At 66.2% G+C, this 24,924-nt stretch carries 20 protein-coding genes; 14 read left to right on the top strand and 6 right to left on the bottom strand.

The window, feature by feature from the left end:
* Positions 1–2: 2 nt before the first annotated feature.
* The 4 genes from PSPA7_RS28610 to PSPA7_RS28595 all read left to right on the top strand — a co-directional run bounded on the left by PSPA7_RS28610 (position 3) and on the right by PSPA7_RS28595 (position 4,158).
* Positions 3–761, top strand: coding sequence for a TerC family protein (locus PSPA7_RS28610; RefSeq protein ID WP_012077862.1), 759 nt, complete (start codon positions 3–5; stop codon positions 759–761).
* A 210-nt stretch (positions 762–971) separates the two neighbouring features.
* On the top strand, positions 972–1,601 hold the full coding sequence (locus PSPA7_RS28605) for a LysE family transporter (protein ID WP_003150189.1): 630 nt from the start codon (positions 972–974) through the stop codon (positions 1,599–1,601).
* 106 nt (positions 1,602–1,707) lie between these two features.
* Positions 1,708–3,609 carry a cytochrome c/FTR1 family iron permease gene (locus PSPA7_RS28600; protein WP_041025539.1) on the top strand — a complete coding sequence of 634 codons (1,902 nt, stop codon included), beginning with the start codon at positions 1,708–1,710 and terminating at the stop codon, positions 3,607–3,609.
* Between the two features lie 66 nt (positions 3,610–3,675).
* Positions 3,676–4,158, top strand: coding sequence for a YaiI/YqxD family protein (locus tag PSPA7_RS28595; RefSeq protein WP_003150187.1), 483 nt, complete (start codon positions 3,676–3,678; stop codon positions 4,156–4,158).
* On the opposite strand, the gene PSPA7_RS28590 is transcribed toward PSPA7_RS28595, so the two are convergent.
* From PSPA7_RS28590 to PSPA7_RS28580, 3 genes are all read right to left on the bottom strand, one after another.
* The gene (locus PSPA7_RS28590; RefSeq protein WP_012077860.1) at positions 4,143–4,616 is read right to left on the bottom strand and encodes a thioesterase family protein; all 474 of its coding nucleotides are present in this window, start codon (positions 4,614–4,616) and stop codon (positions 4,143–4,145) included. The two genes, PSPA7_RS28595 and PSPA7_RS28590, sit on opposite strands and share 16 nt — an antisense overlap.
* Before the next feature lie 94 nt (positions 4,617–4,710).
* On the bottom strand, positions 4,711–5,379 hold the full coding sequence (gene elbB / locus PSPA7_RS28585) for an isoprenoid biosynthesis glyoxalase ElbB (protein WP_012077859.1): 669 nt from the start codon (positions 5,377–5,379) through the stop codon (positions 4,711–4,713).
* Between the two features lie 167 nt (positions 5,380–5,546).
* Positions 5,547–6,137, bottom strand: a complete 591-nt coding sequence (locus PSPA7_RS28580; RefSeq protein ID WP_012077858.1) for a DedA family protein — start codon at positions 6,135–6,137, stop codon at positions 5,547–5,549.
* 243 nt (positions 6,138–6,380) lie between these two features.
* Here PSPA7_RS28580 and hemB point away from each other — a divergent pair, with 243 nt between their 5' ends.
* Both hemB and ppk1 read left to right on the top strand, forming a co-directional pair.
* Positions 6,381–7,394, top strand: a complete 1,014-nt coding sequence (gene hemB / locus PSPA7_RS28575) for a porphobilinogen synthase (RefSeq protein ID WP_012077856.1) — start codon at positions 6,381–6,383, stop codon at positions 7,392–7,394.
* Between the two features lie 17 nt (positions 7,395–7,411).
* Positions 7,412–9,622: a polyphosphate kinase 1 gene (ppk1, locus tag PSPA7_RS28570; RefSeq protein ID WP_012077855.1), complete on the top strand. Its 2,211-nt coding sequence runs from the start codon at positions 7,412–7,414 to the stop codon at positions 9,620–9,622.
* On the opposite strand, the gene ppx is transcribed toward ppk1, so the two are convergent.
* A complete protein-coding gene (gene ppx, locus PSPA7_RS28565) occupies positions 9,609–11,114 on the bottom strand; it encodes an exopolyphosphatase (protein ID WP_003150181.1) in 1,506 nt (501 codons plus the stop codon). The two genes, ppk1 and ppx, sit on opposite strands and share 14 nt — an antisense overlap.
* Positions 11,115–11,313: 199 nt before the next feature.
* On the opposite strand from ppx, the gene trxA reads away from it, so the two are divergent.
* The 5 genes from trxA to PSPA7_RS28540 all read left to right on the top strand — a co-directional run bounded on the left by trxA (position 11,314) and on the right by PSPA7_RS28540 (position 17,714).
* Positions 11,314–11,640 (top strand): thioredoxin TrxA, encoded by a 327-nt coding sequence (gene trxA / locus PSPA7_RS28560; RefSeq protein WP_003150179.1) that lies wholly within the window; start codon positions 11,314–11,316, stop codon positions 11,638–11,640.
* Between the two features lie 242 nt (positions 11,641–11,882).
* Positions 11,883–13,142: a transcription termination factor Rho gene (gene rho / locus PSPA7_RS28555; protein ID WP_003096334.1), complete on the top strand. Its 1,260-nt coding sequence runs from the start codon at positions 11,883–11,885 to the stop codon at positions 13,140–13,142.
* A 70-nt stretch (positions 13,143–13,212) separates the two neighbouring features.
* The gene (locus PSPA7_RS28550; protein WP_012077853.1) at positions 13,213–15,201 is read left to right on the top strand and encodes an acyltransferase family protein; all 1,989 of its coding nucleotides are present in this window, start codon (positions 13,213–13,215) and stop codon (positions 15,199–15,201) included.
* 78 nt (positions 15,202–15,279) lie between these two features.
* Positions 15,280–16,746 (top strand): 4-hydroxy-3-polyprenylbenzoate decarboxylase, encoded by a 1,467-nt coding sequence (gene ubiD / locus PSPA7_RS28545; RefSeq protein WP_003150175.1) that lies wholly within the window; start codon positions 15,280–15,282, stop codon positions 16,744–16,746.
* Positions 16,746–17,714, top strand: coding sequence for a CDP-6-deoxy-delta-3,4-glucoseen reductase (locus tag PSPA7_RS28540; RefSeq protein WP_003150174.1), 969 nt, complete (start codon positions 16,746–16,748; stop codon positions 17,712–17,714). The genes ubiD and PSPA7_RS28540 overlap by 1 nt, the downstream gene beginning before the upstream one ends.
* 35 nt (positions 17,715–17,749) lie before the next feature.
* Here PSPA7_RS28540 and glpT read toward each other — a convergent pair whose 3' ends face one another.
* The gene (glpT, locus tag PSPA7_RS28535; protein WP_012077852.1) at positions 17,750–19,096 is read right to left on the bottom strand and encodes a glycerol-3-phosphate transporter; all 1,347 of its coding nucleotides are present in this window, start codon (positions 19,094–19,096) and stop codon (positions 17,750–17,752) included.
* 249 nt (positions 19,097–19,345) lie between these two features.
* On the bottom strand, positions 19,346–20,323 hold the full coding sequence (locus PSPA7_RS28530; RefSeq protein ID WP_012077851.1) for an NADPH:quinone oxidoreductase family protein: 978 nt from the start codon (positions 20,321–20,323) through the stop codon (positions 19,346–19,348).
* 153 nt (positions 20,324–20,476) lie between these two features.
* On the opposite strand from PSPA7_RS28530, the gene PSPA7_RS28525 reads away from it, so the two are divergent.
* The 3 genes from PSPA7_RS28525 to rbbA all read left to right on the top strand — a co-directional run bounded on the left by PSPA7_RS28525 (position 20,477) and on the right by rbbA (position 24,923).
* Positions 20,477–20,896 carry a flagellar basal body-associated protein FliL gene (locus PSPA7_RS28525; RefSeq protein ID WP_003150170.1) on the top strand — a complete coding sequence of 140 codons (420 nt, stop codon included), beginning with the start codon at positions 20,477–20,479 and terminating at the stop codon, positions 20,894–20,896.
* Between the two features lie 206 nt (positions 20,897–21,102).
* Positions 21,103–22,176 (top strand): HlyD family secretion protein, encoded by a 1,074-nt coding sequence (locus PSPA7_RS28520; protein ID WP_034079783.1) that lies wholly within the window; start codon positions 21,103–21,105, stop codon positions 22,174–22,176.
* A complete protein-coding gene (rbbA, locus tag PSPA7_RS28515; protein WP_012077849.1) occupies positions 22,173–24,923 on the top strand; it encodes a ribosome-associated ATPase/putative transporter RbbA in 2,751 nt (916 codons plus the stop codon). The genes PSPA7_RS28520 and rbbA overlap by 4 nt, the downstream gene beginning before the upstream one ends.
* The last annotated feature ends 1 nt before the right edge of the window (position 24,924 follow it).

Below are 24,924 nucleotides of genomic sequence, written 5' to 3'. Positions count from 1 at the left end.
CTATGGAATGGCTTGCCAATCCTGAAATCTGGGTCGCGTTCCTGACCCTGACCGCTCTGGAAATCGTCCTCGGCATCGACAACATCATCTTCATCTCGATCCTTGTCGGACGCCTGCCGCCGGCCCAGCAACCGAAGGCGCGCTTCTTCGGCCTGGCCCTGGCGATGGGCACGCGGATCCTGCTGCTGCTCTCGATCACCTGGGTGATGCGCCTGACCACCGACCTGTTCCACCTGTTCGGCCAGGGTATCTCCGGACGCGACCTGATCCTGTTCTTCGGCGGCCTGTTCCTGCTGTTCAAGAGCACCATGGAGATCTACCACAGCCTCGAAGGTGCGGAAGAGGAGCAGAAGAGCGGCGGCAAGGCCCATGGCTTCATGGGCATCATCATCCAGATCGCGATCATCGACATCATCTTCTCCCTGGACTCGGTGATCACCGCCGTCGGCCTGGTACAGAACGTACCGGTGATGGTCGCGGCGATCGTCATCTCGGTCGGCGTGATGATGCTGGCGGCCGGCACCATCAGCGACTTCATCGAGAAGCACCCGTCGCTGAAGATGCTCGCCCTGTCGTTCCTCATCGTGGTCGGCACGGTGCTGGTGGCGGAGTCCTTCGAGGTGCACGTGCCAAAAGGCTACGTCTACTTCGCCATGGCCTTCTCCCTGGCCGTGGAGGCGCTGAACATCCGCTTGCGCGGCGCCCTCGCGCGCAAGCGCGGCGAGGAGCCGGTGAAGCTGCGCAAGGGCTCGCCGGACTGAATTCGACCGGAGGGTGGGGTTCCTGCCCCACCGGTCGAGTGAGCACCTGCGGAAAAGCCCGGCAACTGCCGGGCTTTTTCCTGTCCGTTCGAACGCATCCGCAAAGCCGGGACGCGGCGCGTTGTCGGAAAGCCTGTGCGCCCGCCCCGCCTTGGTGCACACTGGCTTTTCGTCTCCGCCGTCAGCCGCGTTCGCTTTCCGAGGTGTGCAATGCTCGTCAGTACCTGGTTCGCCTTTTTCCTTGCCTGCTGGGCGATCAGCCTTTCACCCGGCGCCGGGGCCATCGCCTCGATGTCCTGCGGCCTGCAATACGGATTCGCCAGGGGCTATTGGAACGCGCTGGGCCTGCAGGTCGGCCTGGCCCTGCAGATCGCCATCGTCGCCGCCGGCGTCGGCGCGCTGCTGGCCACCTCGGCGCTGGCCTTCAGCCTGATCAAGTGGTTCGGCGTGGCCTACCTGGTATACCTGGCGGTGCGCCAGTGGCAGGCGCCGCCGCAGGCCCTGAGCACCGATGGCGAGCGGCCCCTGGGGCGTCCGCTGACCCTGGTGTTGCGCGGCTTCCTGGTCAATGCCAGCAACCCCAAGGCGGTGATCTTCATGCTCGCCGTGCTGCCGCAGTTCATCGATCCGCACCAGCCGTTGCTGCCGCAGTACCTGATCATGGGCGGCACCATGATCGTCGTCGACCTGATCGTCATGGCCGGCTATACCGGCCTGGCCGCGCGGGTCCTGCGCGTGCTGCGTTCGCCGCGCCAGCAGAAGCTGGTGAATCGCACCTTCGCCAGCCTGTTCGTCGGCGCCGCGGGTTTGCTGGCGACGGTGCGTCGCGCGCCGCTCTGAGCTGCCTGGCGTGGCTGCGCGAGCGTGATTGTTACAGAGTATTTCTTGCATGGGCGGGAAGGCGAAGGGACAATTTAATCTCTTCCATTCTCACTTCGTCTTCGCCATGCATCCTCCGAAAATCCTGTTTTGGCTGCTGCCGCTGGTCGGCGTGTTCAGCCTTGGAGCCTTTGCCGACACGGCCGTCGATCCCTCCCAAGCCTTGCATCTGTTGAGCTACCTGGCGGCCGACTACCCGCCGACGGTGAGCGACGGCAAGATCGTCGACCCCAGCGAGTACCAGGAACAGGTGGAGTTCGTCGGCAACCTGCAGGCACTGGTCCTGACCCTGCCGATGCGCCCCGAACGCGCCGACCTGGAGAAAGGCGTCGCCAGCCTGCGCCAGGCCATCGAGCAGCGCCTGCCGGGCAAGGACGTGGCCCTCCAGGCGCGCAACCTGGAAGCCCGCGTGGCGGACATCTACCAGGTGGTGCAGACTCCCGCGATCACCCCCGACCCGAGCCGCGCGGCGCCGATCTATGCCCAGCAGTGCGCGATCTGCCATGGCGACGCGGGCAAGGGCGACGGCCCGGCCGGGATCGGCCTGGAGCCGCCGCCGGCGAACCTTACCGAGCGCAGCCGCCTCGACCACCTGAGCCTCTACGACCTGCGCAACGTCATCGGCCTGGGTGTGGCCGGTACCGACATGCCGGCCTTCGCCGATCAGCTCGACGAACGCCAGCGCTGGGACCTGGCCAGCTACGTGGCCGGGCTGAGCGTCGGCAGCGCGCAGCCGGACAAGGCCCATGCCTACCCGCTGGCGACCCTGGCCACGCAGACCCCGGCCGAGATCGCCGAGCACGATGGCGAGGCCGCCGGCGAAAGCTTCCGCGCCCTGCGTGCCCATCCGCCGCTGGAGCAGCGTGGTCCGGGACAGTTGATCGACTACACCGCAGCGACCCTGGACAAGAGCTTCGCGGTGTATCGCGAAGGCGACCGCGACCAGGCCTACGACCTGTCGGTGGCGGCCTATCTGGAAGGCTTCGAGCTGGTGGAAAGTTCGCTGGACAACGTCGACGCCGACCTGCGTCGCTCCACCGAGAAGCAACTCATGGCCTACCGCCAGGCGCTGCGCGACGGCCTGCCGGAGGCCCGGGTCGCGCAGCAGCTGGAGCTGGCCAAGGGCAAGCTGGCGGAGGCCGCCAAGCAACTCGGCGGCGACTCGCTGAGCTTCTCCATCAGTTTCCTTTCCGCCCTGCTGATCCTGTTGCGCGAAGGAGTGGAGGCCATCCTGGTGCTCGCCGCGATCCTCGCCTTCCTGCGCAACACCGGGCAGGAAAGCGCCGTGCGCGGTGTGCACGTGGGCTGGGGCCTGGCCTTCGTCGCCGGCTTCGCCACCTGGGCGCTGGCCGCCTATGTGATCAACATCGGCGGCGCCCAGCGCGAGCTGATGGAGGGCTTCACCTCGCTGTTCGCCTGCGTGATGGTGCTCTGGCTCGGCGTCTGGATGCACGACCGCCGGCACGCGGCGGCCTGGCAGGACTATATCCGCAGCAGCCTGGTGGGCGGCGGCGGCCGCTTCGGTTTCGCGGTGCTGGCGTTCTTCTCGGTCTACCGCGAGCTGTTCGAGGTCATCCTGTTCTACGAGACCCTCTGGCTGCAGGCCGGTCCGGCCGGGCACGACGCCGTGATCGCTGGCGCGGCGACCGCCGTGGTGCTGCTGGTCGGCCTGGCCTGGGTGATCCTGCGCGGCTCGGCGAAGCTGCCGCTGGGGTTGTTCTTCACCATCAACGCGGCGTTGCTCTGCGCCCTCTCGGTGGTGTTCGCCGGACATGGCGTGATCGCCTTGCAGGAAGCCGGGGTGATCGGCACGCGGCCCGTGCCGTTCTTCGACTTCGACTGGCTGGGGATCAAGGCCGACGCCTATTCGCTGGCGGCCCAGGGCCTGGCGCTGCTGGCCATCGCCGTGCTCTACGGGCGCAGCCGGATCACCGAGCGCCGCCGCGCGGCGGCCAACGCCTCTGGCTGAGGCGGTTCACGCAACGACGACGGCCGGTGCGATACTGGCCGTCGTCATTTCCACGGAAGTTCGTTCATGCGTATCTGGATCGATGCCGATGCCTGCCCCAAGGCGGCCAAGGAACTGGTCTGCAAGTTCGCCCTCAAGCGCAAGCTGGAAGTCTGGATGGTCGCCGGCCAGCCGCAGGTCAAGCCACCGTTCGCCTGCGTGCGCCTGGTGGTGGTGGAGAGCGGCATGGACGCGGCCGACGATTACCTGGTGGAGCAGGCCGAGCCCGGCGACCTGGTGATCTGCAGCGACGTGCCGCTGGCCGACCGGCTGATCAAGAAGCAGGTCGCCGCCCTCGACCCGCGTGGTCGCGAGTTCGATGCGCGGAACATGGGCGACAAGCTGGCCATGCGCAACCTGATGGCCGACCTGCGCGACCTCGGGCAGATGGGCGGTGGCCAGGCGCCCTATGGCGATCGCGACCGCCAGGCCTTCGCCAACGCCCTCGATCGCCTACTCACCCGCCTGCAGCGGGAAGCCGGCCTACGCGCGAATCAGCCGCACAAGTAGGTTCCGGTACCAACGGCCACCAGCGCACCGTCGTCGGCGTGCAGTTCCGAACGTATCACCGCCACCTTGTTGCCCGCGCGCAGCGGCACCGCGTGGGCGGTGAACCTCTGGCCGCGTCCCGGACGCAGATAGTCGATGCGCAGGTCGATGGTGCCCAGCTTCGACAGCCGCGCCATCCGCTCATGACCGGGCAGTTCGCGGTGTCGCTCGAGGGCGCCGATCAGTGCCATCGCCCCGCCGGTGACGTCGAGGAGGCTGGAGATCACCCCGCCATGGAGAATGCCCTGGACGAAGTTGCCGATCAGTTCGTCCTTCATCGGCAGGTCGAGGACCACCCTTTCGCGCCCGAGGCTCACCACGTGGATGCCGAGCAGGCGGTTGAAGGGAATGCGCTGGAAGAAAGCCGCCACCAGTTGGTGGACGTCGTCAGGCAAGGAGTGGGAAGGCGTTTCGCTCATCGCGGCGTCTCGATCCGGGGGGATGAGACGCACGCTGGCGCAGTGGCGCGGTTTTGCAAAGGGCGGTGGCGCGACCGCCCTCGTGCTTGGCCGATCAGGCCTTGCCCTGATCCACCAGTTCGAGTACCCGGTCGACCAGCTTGTTGATGCCGGAGGCCGCCTCGGCGATCGACTGCGCGAGCATGTAGGCCGGTGTGCTCACCAGCTTGCGCGCGGCGTCCTCGACGATCTCGTCGACCGGCGCGTCGAGGTGCTCGGCGCCCATCTGCTTCAGCGCCTCGGCGGTGCCGGCATCGTTGCCGATGGTGCATTGCACCCCGGCGCCGTAGATCTTCGCCGCCATTGCCGGGGCGATGCAGATCAGGCCCACCGGCTTGCCGGCGTCGACGAAGCCCCTGGCCAGGGCCAGCACGTCCGGCTGCACCTGGCATTGCGCGCCGGCGATGGCGAAATCGCTGAGATTCTTCGCCGCGCCGAAGCCGCCGGGCACGATCAGCGCGTCGAAATCCTCGGCGCGGGCTTCGCGCAGGTCCTTGATCTCGCCGCGGGCGATGCGCGCCGACTCGACCAAGACGTTGCGGCTTTCCGGCATTTCCTCGCCGGTCAGGTGGTTGATCACGTGGTGCTGGGCGATGTTCGGCGCGAAGCACTGCACCTCGGCGCCGCGCTGGCTGAGGCGGAGCAGGGTGATCACGCTCTCGTGGATTTCCGTGCCATCGTAGACGCCACAACCGGAGAGGATGACGGCAACTTTCTTATGCATGAGGGCTTACTCCTTGGGAACGCAGGAACCGGGCCGGGCGGCCGCCTGGCCGGGGACTGGATCGCGCAAGCATAGCCAGCCACCGGCCCCGGCGGCCAGCCGGAGCGGAGGGTACAGGAGATTGGAGTACGCGCGCGGGGCGGCTGTTCAGTCGCGGCGGCGGGAATTCACTCGGATTTGTCGGTGTCGCTGCTCGCGCCGTTGCCGCGAGGCGTCTTGAAACGTCGCCACAACCAGAGCAGCAGGCCGATGACGACCAGTCCGCCGAGGACCATCAGTTCGTATTTCTTGATGTTGCCGAGCATGCCTTCCAGCACGCTGCCGAAATAATAGGCCGCCGAGCCCAGCGCGGCGGCCCAGACGATGGCGCCGATGCCATTGAGCAGGAGATAGCGTGCCGGCGGGTAGCCGGACAGGCCGATGGCCACCGGCATCACCGTGCGCAGGCCATAGACGAAGCGGAAGCTCAGGACCCACAGGTCCGGGTGGCGGCGTACGTGTTCCAAAGCCTTGTCGCCGAGCTTCTGCCAGCGCGGCTTGCGCGCCAGCAGGCGGCGGCCGTGGCGGCGGCCCAGGAAGTACCAGAGCTGGTCACCGGCGTAGCTGCCGAGGAACGCGGTGAGAATGACCGTATCCAGCTGCATGTAGCCGCGGAAGGCGAGGAATCCGGCCAGGACGAGAATGGTTTCGCCCTCGAAGAAGGTACCGAGAAAAAGGGCGAAATAGCCGAAGTCCTGCAGGAATTGTTGAAGCATCATCGGGGCAGCGAAGCGAAATGAACGCGCAGCCTAACTCGGTTGAAGGCCTGGGGAAAGCGTGATCATCATGGCCTGGATCATCGAGCATGCAATGAATGGCCTTGATGGCTGGCTTTTTGCGATGATTGGCGGTGCGGCAGGATGCCGCGACCTTGGGTCACTGTCATCGCTTGTTACCAATCCGTCATAATCAGGGACTATAACTGTCACACTGTGCCCGTTATCTGGGCCCTGGAGTACACCGTGAGCTTCACTCCCGCCAACCGCGCCTACCCCTATACCCGTCTGCGCCGCAATCGCCGCGATGATTTTTCCCGCCGCCTGGTCCGCGAGAACGTCCTTACCGTCGACGACCTGATCCTGCCGGTGTTCATCCTCGATGGCGTCAACCAGCGCGAAAGCATTCCGTCGATGCCGGGCGTCGAGCGCCTGTCCATCGACCAGTTGCTGATCGAGGCGGAGGAGTGGGTGGCCCTGGGCATTCCCGCGCTGGCACTGTTCCCGGTGACCCCGCTGGAGAAGAAGTCGCTGGACGCCGCCGAGGCGTACAACCCCGAGGGCATCGCCCAGCGCGCCACCCGCGCCCTGCGCGAGCGCTTCCCGGAGCTGGGCATCATCACCGACGTGGCGCTCGATCCGTTCACCACCCATGGCCAGGACGGCATCCTCGATGACGACGGCTACGTGCTCAACGACGTCAGCGTCGACGTGCTGGTGCGCCAGGCGCTGTCCCACGCCGAGGCCGGCGCCCAGGTGGTCGCGCCCTCGGACATGATGGACGGCCGCATCGGCGCCATCCGCGAGGCCCTGGAGTCCGCCGGGCACACCAACGTGCGGATCATGGCCTACTCGGCCAAGTACGCCAGCGCCTACTACGGTCCGTTCCGCGACGCGGTCGGCTCGGCCTCGAACCTCGGCAAGGGCAACAAGTCCACCTACCAGATGGACCCGGCCAACAGCGACGAGGCCCTCCATGAAGTGGCCGCCGACCTGGCCGAAGGCGCCGACATGGTGATGGTCAAGCCGGGCATGCCGTACCTCGACATCGTGCGCCGGGTGAAGGATGAATTCCGCGCGCCGACCTTTGTCTACCAGGTCAGTGGCGAGTACGCGATGCACATGGGCGCCATCCAGAACGGCTGGCTGGCCGAATCGGTGATCCTCGAGTCCCTGACCGCCTTCAAACGTGCCGGCGCTGATGGCATCCTGACCTACTTCGCCAAGCAGGCCGCAGAACAATTAAGACGGGGGCGCTGACCCCCTCGGGAAGATGAATGAATACGCAGCAAGGACTTGATGAGATCGAACGCCTCGACACCGACGAAAACGTGGTGGCGAGCGTGGAAAGCGCAGTTGAAGTGAAGATGGCCGAAACGATCCCGGTGGAAACGCCACCCGCGGTGGTACCCAGCGTGGATGACAGCAGCCTGTACATTCATCGCGAGCTTTCCCAGTTGCAGTTCAACATCCGCGTGCTGGAGCAGGCGCTGGACGAGTCCTATCCGCTGCTGGAGCGGTTGAAGTTCCTCCTCATCTTCTCGAGCAACCTCGACGAATTCTTCGAGATCCGCATCGCCGGCCTGAAGAAGCAGATCACCTTCGCCCGCGAGCAGGCCGGCGCCGACGGCCTGCTGCCGCACCAGGCCCTGGCGCGGATCAGCGAACTGGTCCACGAGCAGGTGTCGCGGCAGTACCGGATCCTCAACGAGACCCTGCTGCCGGAACTGGCCAAGCACCAGATCCGCTTCATCCGTCGGCGCCACTGGACGCTGAAGATCAAGACCTGGGTGCGGCGCTTCTTCCGCGACGAGATCGCGCCGATCATCACCCCGATCGGCCTCGATCCGACCCACCCGTTCCCGCTGCTGGTGAACAAGAGCCTGAACTTCATCGTCGAGCTGGAGGGAATGGACGCCTTCGGCCGCGACTCCGGCCTGGCGATCATCCCGGCGCCGCGCCTGCTGCCGCGGATCATCAAGCTGCCGGAAGAGGTTGGCGGCGAGGGCGACAACTACGTGTTCCTCTCCTCGATGATCCACGCCCACGCCGACGATCTGTTCCCCGGCATGAAGGTGAAGGGCTGCTACCAGTTCCGCCTGACCCGCAACGCCGACCTCTCGGTGGATACCGAGGATGTCGAGGACCTGGCCCGCGCGCTGCGCGGCGAGCTGTTCTCGCGGCGCTATGGCGACGCGGTGCGCCTGGAGGTGGTGGACACCTGTCCGCAGAACCTGACCAACTACCTGCTCAAGCAGTTCGGCCTGTCCGAGAGCGAGCTGTACAAGGTCAGCGGCCCGGTCAACCTGACCCGCCTGTTCAGCGTCACCGGCCTGGAAAGCCATCCGGAACTGCAGTACCCGCCCTTCACCCCGGCGATCCCGCGTCTGCTGCAGAAGAAGGAAAACCTCTTCAACGTGCTCAGCAAGCTGGACGTGCTGCTGATGCACCCGTTCGAATCCTTCACCCCGGTGATCGACCTGCTGCGCCAGGCCGCCAAGGATCCGAACGTGCTGGCGATCAAGCAGACCCTGTACCGCAGCGGCGCCAACTCGGAGATCGTCGACGCCCTGGTCGAGGCGGCGCGCAACGGCAAGGAGGTCACCGCGGTGATCGAACTGCGCGCGCGCTTCGACGAGGAGTCCAACCTGCAGCTGGCCAGCCGCCTGCAGCAGGCCGGCGCGGTGGTGATCTACGGCGTGGTCGGCTTCAAGACCCACGCCAAGATGATGCTGATCCTCCGTCGCGAGGACGGCGAACTGCGCCGCTACGCGCACCTGGGCACCGGCAACTACCACGCCGGCAACGCCCGCCTGTATACCGACTACAGCCTGCTGACCGCCGACGTGGCGCTCTGCGAGGACCTGCACAAGCTGTTCAACCAGTTGATCGGGATGGGCAAGACGCTGCGCATGAAGAAGCTGCTGCATGCGCCGTTCACCCTGAAGAAGAACCTGCTGGAAATGATCAACCGCGAGGCCGCCCAGGCCGCGCTCGGCCAGCCGGCGCACATCATGGCCAAGGTCAACTCGCTGACCGACCCGAAAGTCATCCGCGCGCTGTACAAGGCCAGTCAGGCCGGGGTCAAGATCGAACTGGTGGTGCGCGGCATGTGCTGCCTGCGGCCGGGCATTCCGGGGGTCTCGCACAACATCCACGTGCGCTCGATCATCGGACGCTTCCTCGAGCACAGCCGCATCTACTACTTCCTCAACGGCGGCGACGAGAAGCTCTATCTCTCCAGCGCCGACTGGATGGAGCGCAACCTCGACATGCGCGTCGAGACCTGCTTCCCGGTAGAGGGCAAGAAGCTGGTGCAGCGGGTCAAGAAGGAACTGGAAACGTACCTGACCGACAATACCCAGGCCTGGGTGCTGCAGGCCGACGGCAGCTACCAGCGGCTCAGCCCCACCGGCAACCAGAACCCCCGCAATACCCAGGCGACCCTGCTGGAGAAACTGGCCGCGCCAGTGCTTACCGCACGTTGAGGGTGTAGCCGACCCGCTTCAGCCATTCGGCTTCCTGGGCGAAGTCGGCCTGGGTCAGCGGGTTGGCTTCCAGCCAACCGTCGGGGAAGGTAACCGAGAGGCTCTTCGGCTCGGCCTTGAGCTGCACCGAAGGCATTTCCTGGGTGCCACGGATGTGGTGGAACAGGATGGCGAAGCGCAGCACGATGCACAGGCGCACCAGCTTGTCGCCTTCCTCGGCGAACTCCGCCAGCTTGTCCGCCGGGATGTTGCGGCGATGCCCGCGCACCAGCAGCGCCAGCATCTGCTGGTCCTGGCGGGAGAAGCCGGCGAGGTCGGAGTGCTCGATCAGGTAGGCGCCGTGCTTGTGGTAATGGTAGTGGGCGATGTCCAGGCCGATCTCGTGGACCCGTGCGCCCCAGCTCAACAGGTCGCGGTGCAGGTCGTCGTCCAGCCCCCAGGCGTCGCTGACTTCGCCGAGCACCTTGAGTGCCTTGGCTTCCACCCGCGAGGCCTGTTCCGGATCGACGTGGTAGCGCTCCATCAGCGAGCTGATGGTGCGCTCGCGCACGTCCTCGTGCTGGTGGCGGCCGACCAGGTCGTAGAGCACGCCTTCGCGCAGGGCACCCTCGGAGTGGACCATCTGTTCCAGCTCCAGGGCGTCGAAGATCGCCTCGAGAATCGCCAGTCCGGCCGGGAAGATGGTCCGGCGGTCAGGCTTGATGCCTTCCAGGTCGAGCTTCTCCACGTCACCGAGCTTGAGCACCTTGCGCTTCAGCCAGGCCAGGCCGTCCGGGCCGATCTCGCCGTTGCCGTGGCCGCCGGCCTTGATCGCCAGCGCCACCGCGCGGATGGTGCCGGAGGCGCCGACCGCCTGCTGCCAGCCGAGGCGGCGCAGGCTGTTCTCGATGCCCATCAGCTCCAGGCGTGCGGCGGTGTAGGCCTGGGCATAGCGGGCCGGGGTGATCTTGCCGTCGCGGAAGTAGCGCTGGGTGTAGCTGACGCATCCCATCTGCAGACTTTCCCGCAGCTCGGATTCGAAACCCTGGCCGATGATGAACTCGGTGCTGCCGCCGCCGATGTCGCTGACCAGTCGGCGGCCGCCGCTGTCGGGCATGCTGTTGGCGACGCCGAGGTAGATCAGGCGGGCCTCCTCGCGTCCGGAGATGACCTCCACGGGATGGCCGAGGACTTCTTCGGCGCGGCGGATGAAGTCGCTGCGGTTGCGCGCCTCGCGCAATGCGTTGGTGGCCACCACGCGTACCGCGCCCTGGGGCATGCCGCTGATGAACTGGGCGAAGCGACGCAGGCAGTCGAGGCCGCGCTGGGTGGCCTCTTCGCTGAGATTGCGCTCCTCGTCGAGGCCGGCTGCGAGTTGGACCTTCTCTCCCAGTCGTTCGAGGATACGGACTTCGCCGTGGATGTTGGCCTTGGCCAGACAGAGGTGGAAGCTGTTGGAACCCAGGTCCAGGGCGGCAATCAGCGGGAATGCCTCGGCAGGTTTTTGCGGCATGCTTTGCAAGTCCATTGGAAAACTGCGCCATCCTGCCACGACAGGGCGAAGGTCGCCAATGCGGCAGCCGATCAATCGGGAATCACCCGACCAACGATAGAGACTCTCAATCGGATGTGCCTTTCGGCGAGGGTCAAGGCGGGATATGATGGTCGGCACTTTTCGCGTTTCAATTCGCGTCCGACTACGGAGAGATTCCATGAGCGAACATATCGTCAACGTTACTGATGCCAGCTTCGAGCAGGACGTGCTGAAGGCCGACGGTCCTGTGCTGGTGGACTACTGGGCCGAATGGTGCGGTCCGTGCAAGATGATCGCGCCGGTGCTGGACGAGGTCGCCAGGGACTACCAGGGCAAGCTGAAGGTCTGCAAGCTGAACATCGACGAGAACCAGGACACCCCGCCGAAGTACGGCGTGCGCGGCATCCCCACCCTGATGCTGTTCAAGGGCGGCAATGTCGAGGCGACCAAGGTCGGCGCGCTGTCCAAGTCGCAGCTGGCGGCTTTCCTCGACGCCAATATCTGAGTCGGGCCCGCGCCCCTCTGGAAAGCCCCGCGTTCCGCGGGGCTTTTTTTGCATTCCTGTAGACGCCACGCCGGCACGGTGTTAAATTCGGGCTCGCGACGTTTTTTCCGTCGCCTTCTGCATGCCGTCCCGGACGCACTTCCTACTCGAACTTTCTAGCGCTCCTGTCGCCCCTTGCGACACGGCTTTCCCAAGCTCGACGCTTTCTCCAATTCCTCTTTCTGCGTACCTATCTCTTTCCTATGAATCTGACCGAACTCAAGCAAAAGCCGATTGCCGAACTGCTGGAAATGTCCGATGCCATGGGCCTGGAAAACATGGCCCGTTCGCGCAAGCAGGACATCATCTTCGCCCTGCTGAAGAAGCACGCGAAAAGTGGTGAAGAGATCTCCGGCGATGGCGTGCTGGAGATTCTTCAGGACGGCTTCGGCTTCCTGCGCTCCGCCGACTCTTCCTACCTGGCCGGTCCCGACGACATCTACGTGTCGCCGAGCCAGATCCGGCGCTTCAACCTGCGCACGGGCGACACCATCATCGGCAAGATTCGCCCGCCGAAAGAGGGTGAGCGCTATTTCGCCCTGCTCAAGGTCGATTCGATCAACTTCGATCGCCCGGAGAACGCGAAGAACAAGATCCTCTTCGAGAACCTCACGCCGCTGTTCCCCAACGAGCGGATGAAGATGGAGGCCGGCAACGGCTCCACCGAAGACCTGACCGGCCGCGTCATCGACCTCTGCGCGCCGATCGGCAAGGGCCAGCGTGGCCTGATCGTGGCACCGCCGAAGGCGGGCAAGACCATCATGCTGCAGAACATCGCCAGCAACATCACCCGCAACAATCCCGAATGCCACCTGATCGTCCTGCTGATCGACGAACGCCCTGAGGAAGTGACCGAAATGCAGCGCACCGTGCGCGGCGAAGTGGTCGCCTCGACCTTTGACGAGCCGCCGACCCGGCACGTGCAGGTCGCCGAGATGGTCATCGAGAAGGCCAAGCGCCTGGTCGAGCACAAGAAGGACGTGGTCATCCTGCTCGACTCCATCACCCGCCTGGCGCGGGCCTACAACACCGTGATCCCGAGTTCCGGCAAGGTCCTCACCGGCGGTGTCGACGCCCATGCCCTGGAGAAGCCGAAGCGCTTCTTCGGCGCCGCGCGGAACATCGAGGAAGGCGGTTCTCTTACGATTCTCGCCACGGCGCTGGTGGAAACCGGCTCGAAGATGGACGAGGTGATCTACGAGGAATTCAAGGGCACCGGTAACATGGAGCTTCCGCTGGATCGCAAGATCGCCGAAAAGCGTGTGTTCCCGGCCATCAACATCAACCGCTCCGGTACCCGTCGCGAAGAACTGCTGACCAGCGAGGACGAACTGCAGCGGATGTGGATCCTGCGCAAGATCCTGCACCCGATGGACGAGATTTCCGCCATCGAGTTCCTCATCGACAAGCTCAAGCAGACCAAGACCAACGATGAGTTCTTCGATTCGATGAAACGGAAGTAGTCTTCGAGAGAACTGGACGAAGGTGCTCCGGTCGACCGGAGCGCCTTTTTTCATGCCTGGAGGAAAGTCAATGTCGGGCCTTGCCTATCGACGGGATATCGATGGATTGCGAGCGCTGGCCATCCTGCCGGTGGTTCTCTACCACTTCGGCCTGGGTGGCATCTCCGGCGGTTACGTCGGCGTCGACGTGTTCCTGGTGATATCCGGCTACCTGATCACCTCGATCATCTGGCGCGAGCAGCAGGCCGGGCGGTTCAGCTTCGTCGATTTCTGGGCACGGCGGGCGCGGCGCATCCTCCCCGCGCTGTTCGTGATGATGGCGGCGAGCCTGGTGGTCGGCTGGTTCCTCATGGCGCCACGGGACTACGAGGAACTCGGGCGCTCGGTGCGCTACCAGACGATGTTCGTCTCGAACATCCTGTTCTGGAAACAGGATGGCTATTTCGATGCAGCCTCCGAATTCAAGCCGCTGCTGCACACCTGGTCGCTGTCGGTGGAGGAGCAGTTCTATATCCTCTTCCCGCTGCTGCTGGCGGCGATCTCCGGGCGCCTGCTGCGCTGGCGCCTGGCGATCCTCCTCGGTGTGCTGTCGCTGTCGCTGGCGGCCAGTATCTGGGCCCTGGGCCAGCGCCCGAGCAGCGCCTTCTTCCTGCTGCCGATGCGCGCCTGGGAGCTGCTGGTGGGTGCCGCGCTGGCGTTGCTGCCGGCTAGCCAACGGCGTTTCTCGCCGTGGAGCCTGCAACTGGCGGCGTCCCTCGGGGTGGCGGCGATCCTCCTGCCGGTGTTCCTCTACGACAGCCATACTCCGTTCCCCGGCCTCGCGGCGTTGCCGCCTGTGCTCGGTACCGCCCTGCTGATCTGGGCCAACGGCGCCGGCGAGACCTGGACCCGGCGCCTGCTGGGGCTGCCGCCACTGGTCTGGTTCGGCCTGATCTCCTATTCGCTGTACCTCTGGCACTGGCCGGTCTATGTCTTTGCCCAGTATCACGCCCTGGATGCCCTGGGCCAGCCGATGCGGCTGGGCTTGCTGCTGGCGAGCATCGGGCTGGCGGCGCTGTCGCTGCGTTATGTCGAGGCGCCGTTCCGCGAGCGCAGGCTGTTCGCCGGACGCCGGCAGATGCTCGGCGCGGCGCTGTGCGGCCTGCTGCTGCTGGGCGTCGCCGGCCAACTGGTACGGCACCATGACGGGGTGCCGTCGCGTCTCTCGGAGCAGGCCCTGCGCTATGCCAAGGCGTCCAAATGGCGGGATGGGCAGACCGACTGCATGTTCGACAAGCAGGCACTCGGCCAGGACACGATTTGCCGCTTCCCGGCCCGGATGTCCGCCGAGCGACCGTTGCTGATCAGTTGGGGCGACAGTCATTCCGCGGCCTTGAGTCCGCTGTTGCATGAGGTGGCGGCCGGTCGCCGGTTGCCGATATGGCAGGCTTCGCTGGCCGGCTGCCCGCCGCTGCTGGGCATGCGGGAAAAGGACAATTGCCTGCGCTTCAACCAGCAGATGCTCGACTTCGTCGAGAAACAGCGGCCGGTCGGTGTGATCCTCGCCGGACGCTGGGACATGTACATCTATGGTGACTCGCAGGACGGTGCGCGCCATATGCTGCGCGAGCCGGACGACGCGCCGGACAGCTCGATCGCCGAGGCGCTGCTGCGCCAGCGCCTGAGCGGGATGATCGACAGGCTGAACGCCGCCGGGACGCATGTCTGGCTGGTCAAGGATGTCCCGCTGCTGCCGTTCAAGGCGCCGGCGCGGCTGGTGCGGCTGAGCCTGAGCGGGGAGGACGTCGGGCAGGCGCGCTTCCCGTTCGTCGAGCATGCCGCTCGCGTCGCCTACATCGGCGCGCTGTTCGACGCGCTGGCCGAGGGCAACCCCAAGGTCAGCGTGCTCGATCCCGCGAGCGTGCTCTGCGACGGCCAGGACTGTTTCGCCGAACGTGGTGGCTGGTCGCTGTACATGGACAACAATCATCTCTCCGGTCATGGCGCCCGCGCGCTCGCACCGTTGTTCGAGCCGGTGTTCCAGGACCTGGACGCGTCGCGCGTCGCCAGCCAGCATTGACCGAATGCCGCGTTTGCCTGCTGCCGGATGGGCCGGGAGCAGGTAGGATGTGGGGTCTTGCAGTGAATGGTTAGGCCAATGACATTCAAGGATCTCCGCGATTTCATCGCCCAGCTGGAGCAGCGCGGTGCGCTGAAGCGCATCCAGGTGCCGATTTCCCCCGTGCTCGAGATGACCGAGGTGTGCGACCGCACGTTGCGCGCCAAGGGCCCGGCATTGCTGTTCGAGAAACCGACAGGCTTCGACATGCCGGTGCTCGGCAACCTGTTCGGCACGCCGGAACGGGTGGCGCTGGGCATGGGCGCCGAGGATGTCGGCGCGCTGCGCGAGATCGGCACGCTGCTGGCGCAGCTCAAGGAACCCGAGCCGCCAAAGGGGTTCAAGGATGCCTGGGCCAAGCTGCCGATGTACCGCAAGGTCCTGTCCATGGCGCCGAAGGTGCTGAAGGACGCGCCCTGCCAGGAAGTGGTCGAGGAGGGCGACGATGTCGACCTCGGCCGGCTGCCGGTGCAGACCTGCTGGCCGGGCGATGTCGGGCCGCTGATCACCTGGGGCCTGACCGTCACCCGCGGGCCGAACAAGGAGCGGCAGAACCTGGGCATCTACCGCCAGCAGGTGATCGGTCGCAACAAGGTGATCATGCGCTGGCTCAGCCATCGCGGCGGAGCGCTGGACTATCGCGAGTGGTGCCAGAAGCATCCGGGCCAGCCGTATCCGGTCGCCGTGGCGCTGGGTGCCGATCCGGCGACCATCCTCGGCGCGGTGACGCCGGTGCCCGACACCCTTTCCGAATACGCCTTCGCCGGCCTGTTGCGCGGGCACCGTACCGAACTGGTCAAGTGCCGCGGCAGCGACCTACAGGTGCCGGCCAGCGCCGAGATCGTCCTCGAAGGGGTGATCCACCCCGGCGAGATGGCCGACGAGGGTCCCTATGGCGACCATACCGGCTACTACAACGAGGTCGATCGCTTCCCGGTGTTCACCGTCGAGCGCGTCACCCGCCGGCAGAAACCGATCTACCACAGCACCTACACCGGGCGTCCGCCGGACGAGCCGGCGATCCTCGGGGTGGCGCTGAACGAAGTGTTCGTGCCGATCCTGCAGAAGCAGTTCCCGGAAATCGTCGATTTCTACCTGCCGCCCGAAGGTTGTTCCTACCGGATGGCCGTGGTGACCATGAAGAAGCAGTATCCGGGCCACGCCAAGCGGGTGATGCTCGGCGTCTGGTCGTTCCTGCGGCAGTTCATGTACACCAAGTTCGTCATCGTCACCGACGACGACATCGACGCGCGCGACTGGAACGACGTGATCTGGGCCATTACCACGCGGATGGACCCCAAGCGCGACACGGTGATGATCGACAACACGCCTATCGACTACCTCGATTTCGCCTCGCCGGTCTCCGGCCTCGGTTCGAAGATGGGACTCGACGCCACCCACAAGTGGCCGGGCGAGACCAGCCGCGAGTGGGGTCGCGCCATCGTCAAGGACGAAGCGGTGACCCGGCGTATCGATGAGCTCTGGTCGAGCCTCGGGATCGACTGATGCGTATCGTCCTGCAACCCTCCGGCGCCTGCCTCGAGCTGCTGCCGGGGGAACGGATCCTCGATGGTGCCCGGCGCCTCGGCTACGACTGCCCGCAGAGTTGCCGCAATGGCAATTGCCATATCTGCGCGGCGCTGCTGGTCGAGGGGCGGGTTCGTCAGGACGGCGAGGTACGCGATCACGGCGAACTCTTCACCTGCCTTGCCGAGCCGCTGGAAGATTGCGTGCTGCATTGGGACGGGGTGCTGGCGCCGGGCGAGCTGCCTTTGCGCAAGCTGACCTGCCAGGTGAGCTTCTGCGAAGAGGCCGGTGGCGATGTCTACCGGGTCGGCCTGCGTGCGCCGGCCGGCAAGTCGCCGCGCTACCACGCGGGGCAGTACCTGCTGCTGGAGCGCGCCGGCGGCGATAGCGCGGCGTTTTCCCTGGCCTCAGCGCCGCATGCCGGGCGTGACCTGGAATTGCACGTCCTGGCCAAGGAGGACAGCGCCGTCGCGCTGATCGCCCAGTTGCAACGCGAACGCCTGGCGCGGGTCCAGCTGCCATTCGGCGATGCGCACCTGGCGGAACTGCCCGATGGACCGCTGGTGCTGATCGCCGCCGGCACCGGCATGTCGCAGATGCACAGCCTGATCGAGCATTGCCGCGCCGCCGGCTTCGCCCATCCGGTGCATCTCTACTGGGGCGTGCGGCGGCCCGAGGACTTCTATCGCCTGCCGCACTGGAAGGAATGGGAAGGGTTGCCGAACCTGTTCCTGCACCGGGTGGTCAGCGACCTCTGCGGTTGGGAGGGACGTTGCGGGTTGCTGCACGAGGCGGTGCGCGAGGACTTCGCCGACCTGTCGAGCCTGCACGTCTACGCCAGCGGCTCGCCGGCGATGGTCTACGCGACCCTGGACGCCCTGGTCGAGGCAGGCATGGATGCGCACCAGATGCGCGCCGACGTGTTCGCCTACGCGCCGCGCGACTGAATGCGGCTCCGGCCGGCGCCGGAGCCGCCGCGTCATCAGCCGTCCTGTTGCGGCAAGGCCTGGACCGCCGGTTTGCGCAGGGTAAGGCAGAGGAACAGGATAGCCAGCAGGCAGGCACCGATCAGCAGCTTGAAACCGCCGTCCCAGCCGAAGTGGTCCACCGTGTAGCCGACCAGGGCGTTGGCCGCCACCGAGCCGCCGAGATAGCCGAACAGTCCGGTGAAGCCGGCCGCGGTGCCCGCCGCCTTCTTCGGCGCCAGTTCCAGGGCCTGCAGGCCGATCAGCATCACCGGACCGTAGATCAGGAAACCGATCATGATCAGCGCGGCCATGTCGATGGCCGGGTTGCCGGCCGGGTTCAGCCAGTAGATCAGGGTGCCGATGGTCACCAGGATCATGAACACCACGCCGGTGGCGCCGCGATTGCCCTTGAACAGCTTGTCCGACAGCCAGCCGCAGAGCAGGGTGCCGGGAATCCCCGCCCATTCGTAGAAGAAGTATGCCCAGGACGACTTGTCGACGTTGAAGTGCTTGGCTTCCTTCAGGTAGGTCGGGGCCCAGTCGAGCACGCCGTAGCGCAGCAGGTAGACGAAAACGTTGGCCAGGGCGATGTACCAGAGCAGCTTGTTGCGCAGCACGTAGGTAACGAAGATCTCCTTGGTCGACAGCTCGCGCTCGTGGTGTTCGTCGTAGCCTTCGGGGTAGTCGTCCTTGTGCCTCTCGATTGGCGGCAGGCCACAGGATTGCGGGGTGTCGCGCATGGCGAAATAGGCGAACACGGCTACGCCCACGGCGACGATCGCCGGCACGTAGAAGGCCGAGCGCCAGTCGCCGAACAGCGCCAGGCCGAGCAGGAACAGCGGACCGATCAGTCTGCCGCCGACGTTGTGGGCGACGTTCCACACCGAGACCACGCCGCCGCGCTCCTTCTGCGACCACCAGTGGACCATGGTCCGTCCGCTCGGCGGCCAGCCCATGCCCTGTGCCCAGCCGTTGATGAAGAGCAGGACGAACATGATCGCGACGCTGGAGGTAGCCCAGTGCGCGAATCCGAAAATGAACATCACCGCCGCCGACACCAGCAGCCCGAACGGCAGGAAGACCCGCGGGTTGGAGCGGTCCGAGACCAGCCCCATGATGAATTTCGACAGGCCGTAGGCGATGGCGATGGCCGACATCGCGACGCCCAGCTGGCCACGGCTGTAGCCATCCTCGATGAGGTAGGGCATGGCCAGGGAGAAGTTCTTGCGCAGCAGGTAGTAACCCGCGTAGCCGATGAAGATGCCGGCGAAGATCTGCCAGCGCAGACGCCGGTAGGTGCTGTCCACCTCGGCATCGGGCAGGGGCGCCTGGTGTGGCGCGGGACGAAAGATTCCGAACATCGCGAGCTCCGCTTGTTGTTGTGTCGCGCCTTTTTACGCGGTTGCGAACACTACATTTTTCGTAAATGAAAAAATAGCGGAAATGTTACAGGTTGAGTGCATTGGTCGGAAATAAGAAAGCCCCGGTCGGAAACCGGGGCCTTCATAGGGGAAAAACATCTGACAGCGTGGGCCTCGGCCGGTGTATCGCTTCGGCCCGCCATGCCTCTCTCCGCAGGGGCGGGAGGCAATACTCGCTGCCTTCGTGGCTCAGCGAACCTCCACCACCACCTTGCCGACCGCCCTGCGCTGGCCGAGGGCGTCGATGGCGTCGCCGGCCCGTTCCAGCGGGAATCGCTGCGAGACCAGTGGCTTGAGCCTGCCTTCGGCGTGCCAGGCGAACAACTGACGGAAATTGTCGGCATTGTCCTGCGGCTGGCGTTGGGCGAACGAGCCCCAGAACACACCGACCAGCGAGGCGCCCTTGAGCAGGGGCAGGTTGGCCGGCAGCGAAGGGATGCTGCCGCTGGCGAAGCCGACCACCAGCATCCGGCCGTTCCAGGCGATGCTGCGGAAGGCCTCCTCGAACAGCTCGCCGCCCACCGGATCGTAGATCACATCGACGCCCTGGCCGCCGGTCAAAGCCTTGAGCTGCTCGCGCAGGTTGCCTTCGCTGTAGTTGACCAGTTCGTCGGCGCCAGCGGCCTTGGCCACGGCGAGCTTGTCCGGGGTACTGGCGGCGGCGATCACCCGGGCGCCCATGGCCTTGCCGATCTCCACGGCCGCCAGGCCGACTCCGCCGGAGGCACCGAGCACCAGCAGGGTCTCGCCGGGTTGCAGGTTGGCACGCTGTTTCAGGGCGTGCATCGAGGTGCCGTAGGTCATGCCGAAGGCGGCGGCACTGGCGAAGTCCATGCCCTCGGGAATCGGCATGACGTTATAGGCGGGCACCTTGACCTGCTCGGCGAAGCTGCCCCAGCCGGTCAGTGCCATGACCTGGTCGCCGGGCTGCACATGAGTGACCTTCTCGCCGACCGCGGCAACCACCCCGGCGGCCTCGCCGCCCGGGGAGAACGGGAAGGGCGGCTTGAACTGGTACTTGCCTTCGATGATCAGGGTGTCGGGGAAGTTGACCCCGGCGGCATGCACGTCGAGGAGGATTTCGTTCTTCGCCGGGCTCGGGCTGGCGATCTCTTCCAGGACCAGGCTGCTGGCCGGGCCGAAGGCTTTGCAGAGGACGGCTTTCATCGGGGACGCTCCAGTTTGCGGTCCGGCCAGTGTAGGAGGGGGACGCCCATGGTCAATCAGCATCGCCGCAACTGATGGTCGCCCATAAATCCCGGACTTGGGCCTGGCCGAGAGTCTGGCTATGCTTGCGGCATTCGTCGAGGAGATGCGCCCGTGAGAACCCCCATTGCCCTGTCGCTGGCCCTGTGCCTGAGCCTGTTCCTGCCGTTCGCCACGGCCGAGGAGGCCGCGCCGGAAGGCGAGGGCGCGAACAAGCCGGTCTACGTCGACCTGACCCCGGCGCTGGTCGGCAACTACGGCGGCGGACCGCGCCTGCAATACTACAAGGCCGATATCGCCCTGCAGGTGGCCGACAAGGACGCGGCGACCAAGGTCGAGCACCATGAGCCGCTGATCCGCAACCAGCTGATCATGCTGTTCGCCCAGCAGACCGACCAGACCCTGGGTACGGTCGAGGCCAAGGAAAACCTGCGCCAGGAGGCGCTGAAGCAGGTCCGGCAGACTCTCGAGCAGGAAGAGGGCAAGCCACTGGTGACCGACCTGCTGTTCAACAACCTCATCGTCCAGCCCTGAGGTCAACTATCCGTTCTGTCCCGCGCTCCCGTAGGCGAAGCCCCGGGGGTTCTGCTTTCCTGTGAGGTCCGGTCGGGCGCGTCTGACGTGCATCAACACTCGCGCGCTCCGCTAAAGGGACAATCGAGCCAGTGAAGTTCGCGGCCGCCGCGCTTTCCAGCATGGAGCGCAGCCGCCGTGGCTGGCTGGACGTGCGAGGAGAAGGGATGAAACAGGAAAGCAAGCGGTGGCTGAGCCGCGTCCTGGTCGCGGCGGCGCTGGTCGGCGTGGGCCTGCTGGTGTGGCAGGTGTCGCGGCCGACCGGGCTGGGCGACGGATTCGCCAGCGGCAACGGACGCATCGAGGCCACCGAGGTGGACGTGGCGGCCAAGCTTCCCGGGCGGGTCGCCGAGATCGAGGTCGACGAGGGCGACTTCGTCACGGCCGGGGACGTCGTGGCGCGGATGGACACCCAGGTGCTCGAGGCGCAGCTGGCCCAGGCCCAGGCCCAGGTGCGCCAGGCGGAGAACGCCAAGGTCACCGCGACCTCGCTGGTGGCCCAGCGCGAGAGCGAGAAGGGTACCGCCCAGGCGGTGGTGGCGCAGCGCCAGGCCGAACTGACCGCGGCGCAGAAGCGCTTCACCCGTACCGAGGCGCTGGTCAGGCGCAACGCCCTGCCGCAGCAACAGCTCGACGATGACCGGGCGACCCTGCAGAGCGCCCAGGCGGCGCTCTCGGCGGCTCGCTCGCAGGTGATCTCGGCGCAGGCGGCGATCGAGGCCGGGCGTTCCCAGGTGATCGAGGCGCAATCGGCCATCGAGGCGGCCAGGGCCAGCGTCGCCCGGTTGCAGGCGGATATCGACGACAGCCTGCTCAAGGCGCCGCGCAACGGCCGCGTGCAATATCGCGTGGCGCAGCCCGGGGAAGTGCTGCCGGCCGGTGGCAAGCTGCTCAACATGGTCGACCTGGCCGACGTCTACATGACTTTCTTCCTGCCATCCATGCAGGCCGGCAGGGTCGAGCTGGGCCAGGAAGTGCGCCTGGTGATCGACGCGGTGCCGGACTACGTGATCCCGGCCAAGGTGTCCTACGTCGCCAGCGTCGCCCAGTTCACCCCGAAAACGGTGGAAACCGCCAGCGAGCGGGAAAAGCTGATGTTCCGGGTCAAGGCGCGGCTCGATCCGGCGCTGCTGGAAAAGTACATCACCTACGTCAAGACCGGCGTGCCCGGCATGGCCTACCTGCGCCTGGATCCTGAGGCCGAATGGCCGGCCAACCTGCAGATCAAGGTTCCGCAATGACCATCGGCGGCGGCAGCGTGGCGAGCCTGGGGGGCGTCTCGCTGCGCTACGGCGAGACGCGCGCGGTGGATGACGTCAGCCTGGAGATCCCGGCCAACCGCATGGTCGGCCTGATCGGTCCGGACGGTGTCGGCAAGTCCAGCCTGCTTGCGCTGCTGGCCGGCGCGCGGAAGATGCAGGACGGCGAGATCCGCGTGCTCGACGGCGACATGCGCGACCGCCGCCATCGCCGGGCGGTCTGTCCGCGCATCGCCTACATGCCTCAGGGACTGGGCAAGAACCTCTATCCGACCCTGTCGGTGTTCGAGAACGTCGACTTCTTCGGTCGCCTGTTCGGCCACGACAAGGCCGAGCGTGAGCGGCGCATCGCCGACCTGTTGCAGAGCACCGGCTTGGCGCCGTTCGCCGAGCGCCCGGCGGGCAAGCTGTCCGGCGGCATGAAGCAGAAGCTCGGGCTGTGCTGCGCGCTGATCCACGATCCCGACCTGCTGATCCTCGACGAGCCGACCACCGGGGTCGATCCGTTGTCGCGCAACCAGTTCTGGGAGCTGATCGGCCGTATCCGCGCCGGCCGCGAGGGCATGAGCGTGCTGGTCGCCACCGCCTACATGGAAGAGGCCGAGCGCTTCGACTGGCTGGTGGCGATGGATGAGGGCAGGGTCCTGGCCACCGGTACGCCGCAGGAGTTGCGCGAGCGCACCGGGACGCAGAACCTCGAGTCGGCGTTCATCGCCCTGCTGCCGGAAAGCAAGCGCGCCGGCCACCACCAGCTGGTGATCCCGCCGCGGCCGCAAAACGAGGGCGCGCCGCGGATCGCCATCGAGGCCGAGGGCCTGACCTGTCGCTTCGGCGACTTCGTCGCGGTCGATCACGTCAGCTTCCGCATCGAGCGCGGGGAGATCTTCGGCTTCCTCGGTTCCAACGGCTGCGGCAAGTCCACCACCATGAAGATGCTCACCGGCCTGCTGCCGGCCAGCGAGGGCAGCTGCGCGCTGTTCGGCCAGCCGGTGGACGCCGGCGACATGGCTACCCGGCGGCGAGTCGGCTACATGTCCCAGGCCTTTTCCCTCTACGCCGAGTTGAGCGTGCGGCAGAACCTGGTGCTGCACGCCCGGCTGTTCCACCTGCCGGCCGACGGCATCCCGGCGCGGGTCGACGAGATGTTGCGGCGCTTCGGCCTGGGGAAGGTCGCCGACGAACTACCCGACGACCTGCCGCTGGGGATTCGCCAGCGCCTCTCGCTGGCGGTGGCGGTGATCCACAAGCCGGAGATCCTGATCCTCGACGAACCCACTTCGGGGGTCGACCCGGTGGCCCGCGACGGCTTCTGGGAGCTGATGGTCGAGCTGTCGCGCCGCGACGGGGTGACCATCTTCATTTCCACTCACTTCATGAACGAGGCTCAGCGCTGCGATCGCATCTCGCTGATGCATGCCGGCAAGGTGCTGGCCAGCGATACCCCGGACGAGCTGGTGCGCCAGCGCGGCCTGCCGACCCTGGAAGCGACCTTCATCGCCTATCTGGAAGAAGCTGCCGGCGCCGCCGCGCCAGCGCAACCGGTCAAGGCGCCGGCTGTCGCGCAGCAGCCCGGCGATGGCCAGGGGCGCCAGGCGCAACGTGAACGCTTCAGCCCCCTGCGGCTGTTCAGCTACGCGCGCCGCGAAGCCATGGAACTGCGCCGCGATCCGATCCGCCTGACCCTGGCCCTGCTCGGCACCGCGCTGCTGATGTTCATCATCGGCTACGGCATCAACATGGACGTCGAGGACCTTTCCTGGGCGGTCCTCGACCGCGACCAGACCACCACCAGCCAGGCCTACGCGCTGAACATCGCCGGCTCGCGCTATTTCGTCGAACACGCTCCGATCCGCGACCCGGCCGACCTCGACCGGCGCCTGCGCAGCGGCGAGCTGAGCCTGGCGGTGGAGATCCCGCCGAACTTCGGCCGCGATCTCAAGCGTGGCTCCGATCCGGCCATCGGCGCGTGGATCGACGGAGCGATGCCGACCCGCGCCAGCACCGTGCTCGGCTACGTGCAGGGCCTGCACGCCAGCTACCTGGCGGACCTCTCGCGACAGGCCGGCGGGGCCGAGACCAGCGCGGCGGCCAGCACCGAGGTGCGCTACCGCTACAACCCCGACGTGGAAAGCCTGAAGGCGATGGTACCGGCGGTGATCCCGCTGCTGCTGATCATGATCCCGGCCATGCTCACCGCCCTCGGCGTGGTGCGCGAAAAGGAATTGGGTTCGATCACCAACCTCTACGTCACCCCGGTGACGCGCCTGGAATTCCTGGTCGGCAAGCAACTGCCCTACATCGCCATGGGCATGATCAACTTCCTGCTGATGCTGGTCCTGGCCATCCTGGTATTCCGCGTGTCGCTCAAGGGCAGCTTCCTGGCGTTGACCATCGGTGCCTTCCTCTATGTGGTCACCAGCACCGGCCTCGGCCTGTTCCTCTCGACCTTCATGCGCAGCCAGATCGCCGCGGTGTTCGGCGTGGCCATCGCGACAATGATCCCGGCGATCCAGTTCTCCGGGCTGATCCACCCGGTATCCTCGCTGGAAGGCGCGGCGGCCTGGATCGGCAAGCTCTATCCGACCTCGCATTTCCTGGTGGTCAGCCGCGGTGCCTTCTCCAAGTCGCTGGGCCTGCCCGACCTCTGGACCTACTACTTGCCGCTGGCCGCGTCCATCGTGGTGCTGACCCTGCTCAGCGTGGCCTGCCTGAAAAAGCAGGAGGACTGAG

It is taken from the genome of Pseudomonas paraeruginosa PA7 (assembly GCF_000017205.1).
GTDB classification, from domain to species: domain Bacteria; phylum Pseudomonadota; class Gammaproteobacteria; order Pseudomonadales; family Pseudomonadaceae; genus Pseudomonas; species Pseudomonas paraeruginosa.
This window is presented reverse-complemented; position numbering and strand designations above follow the sequence as displayed.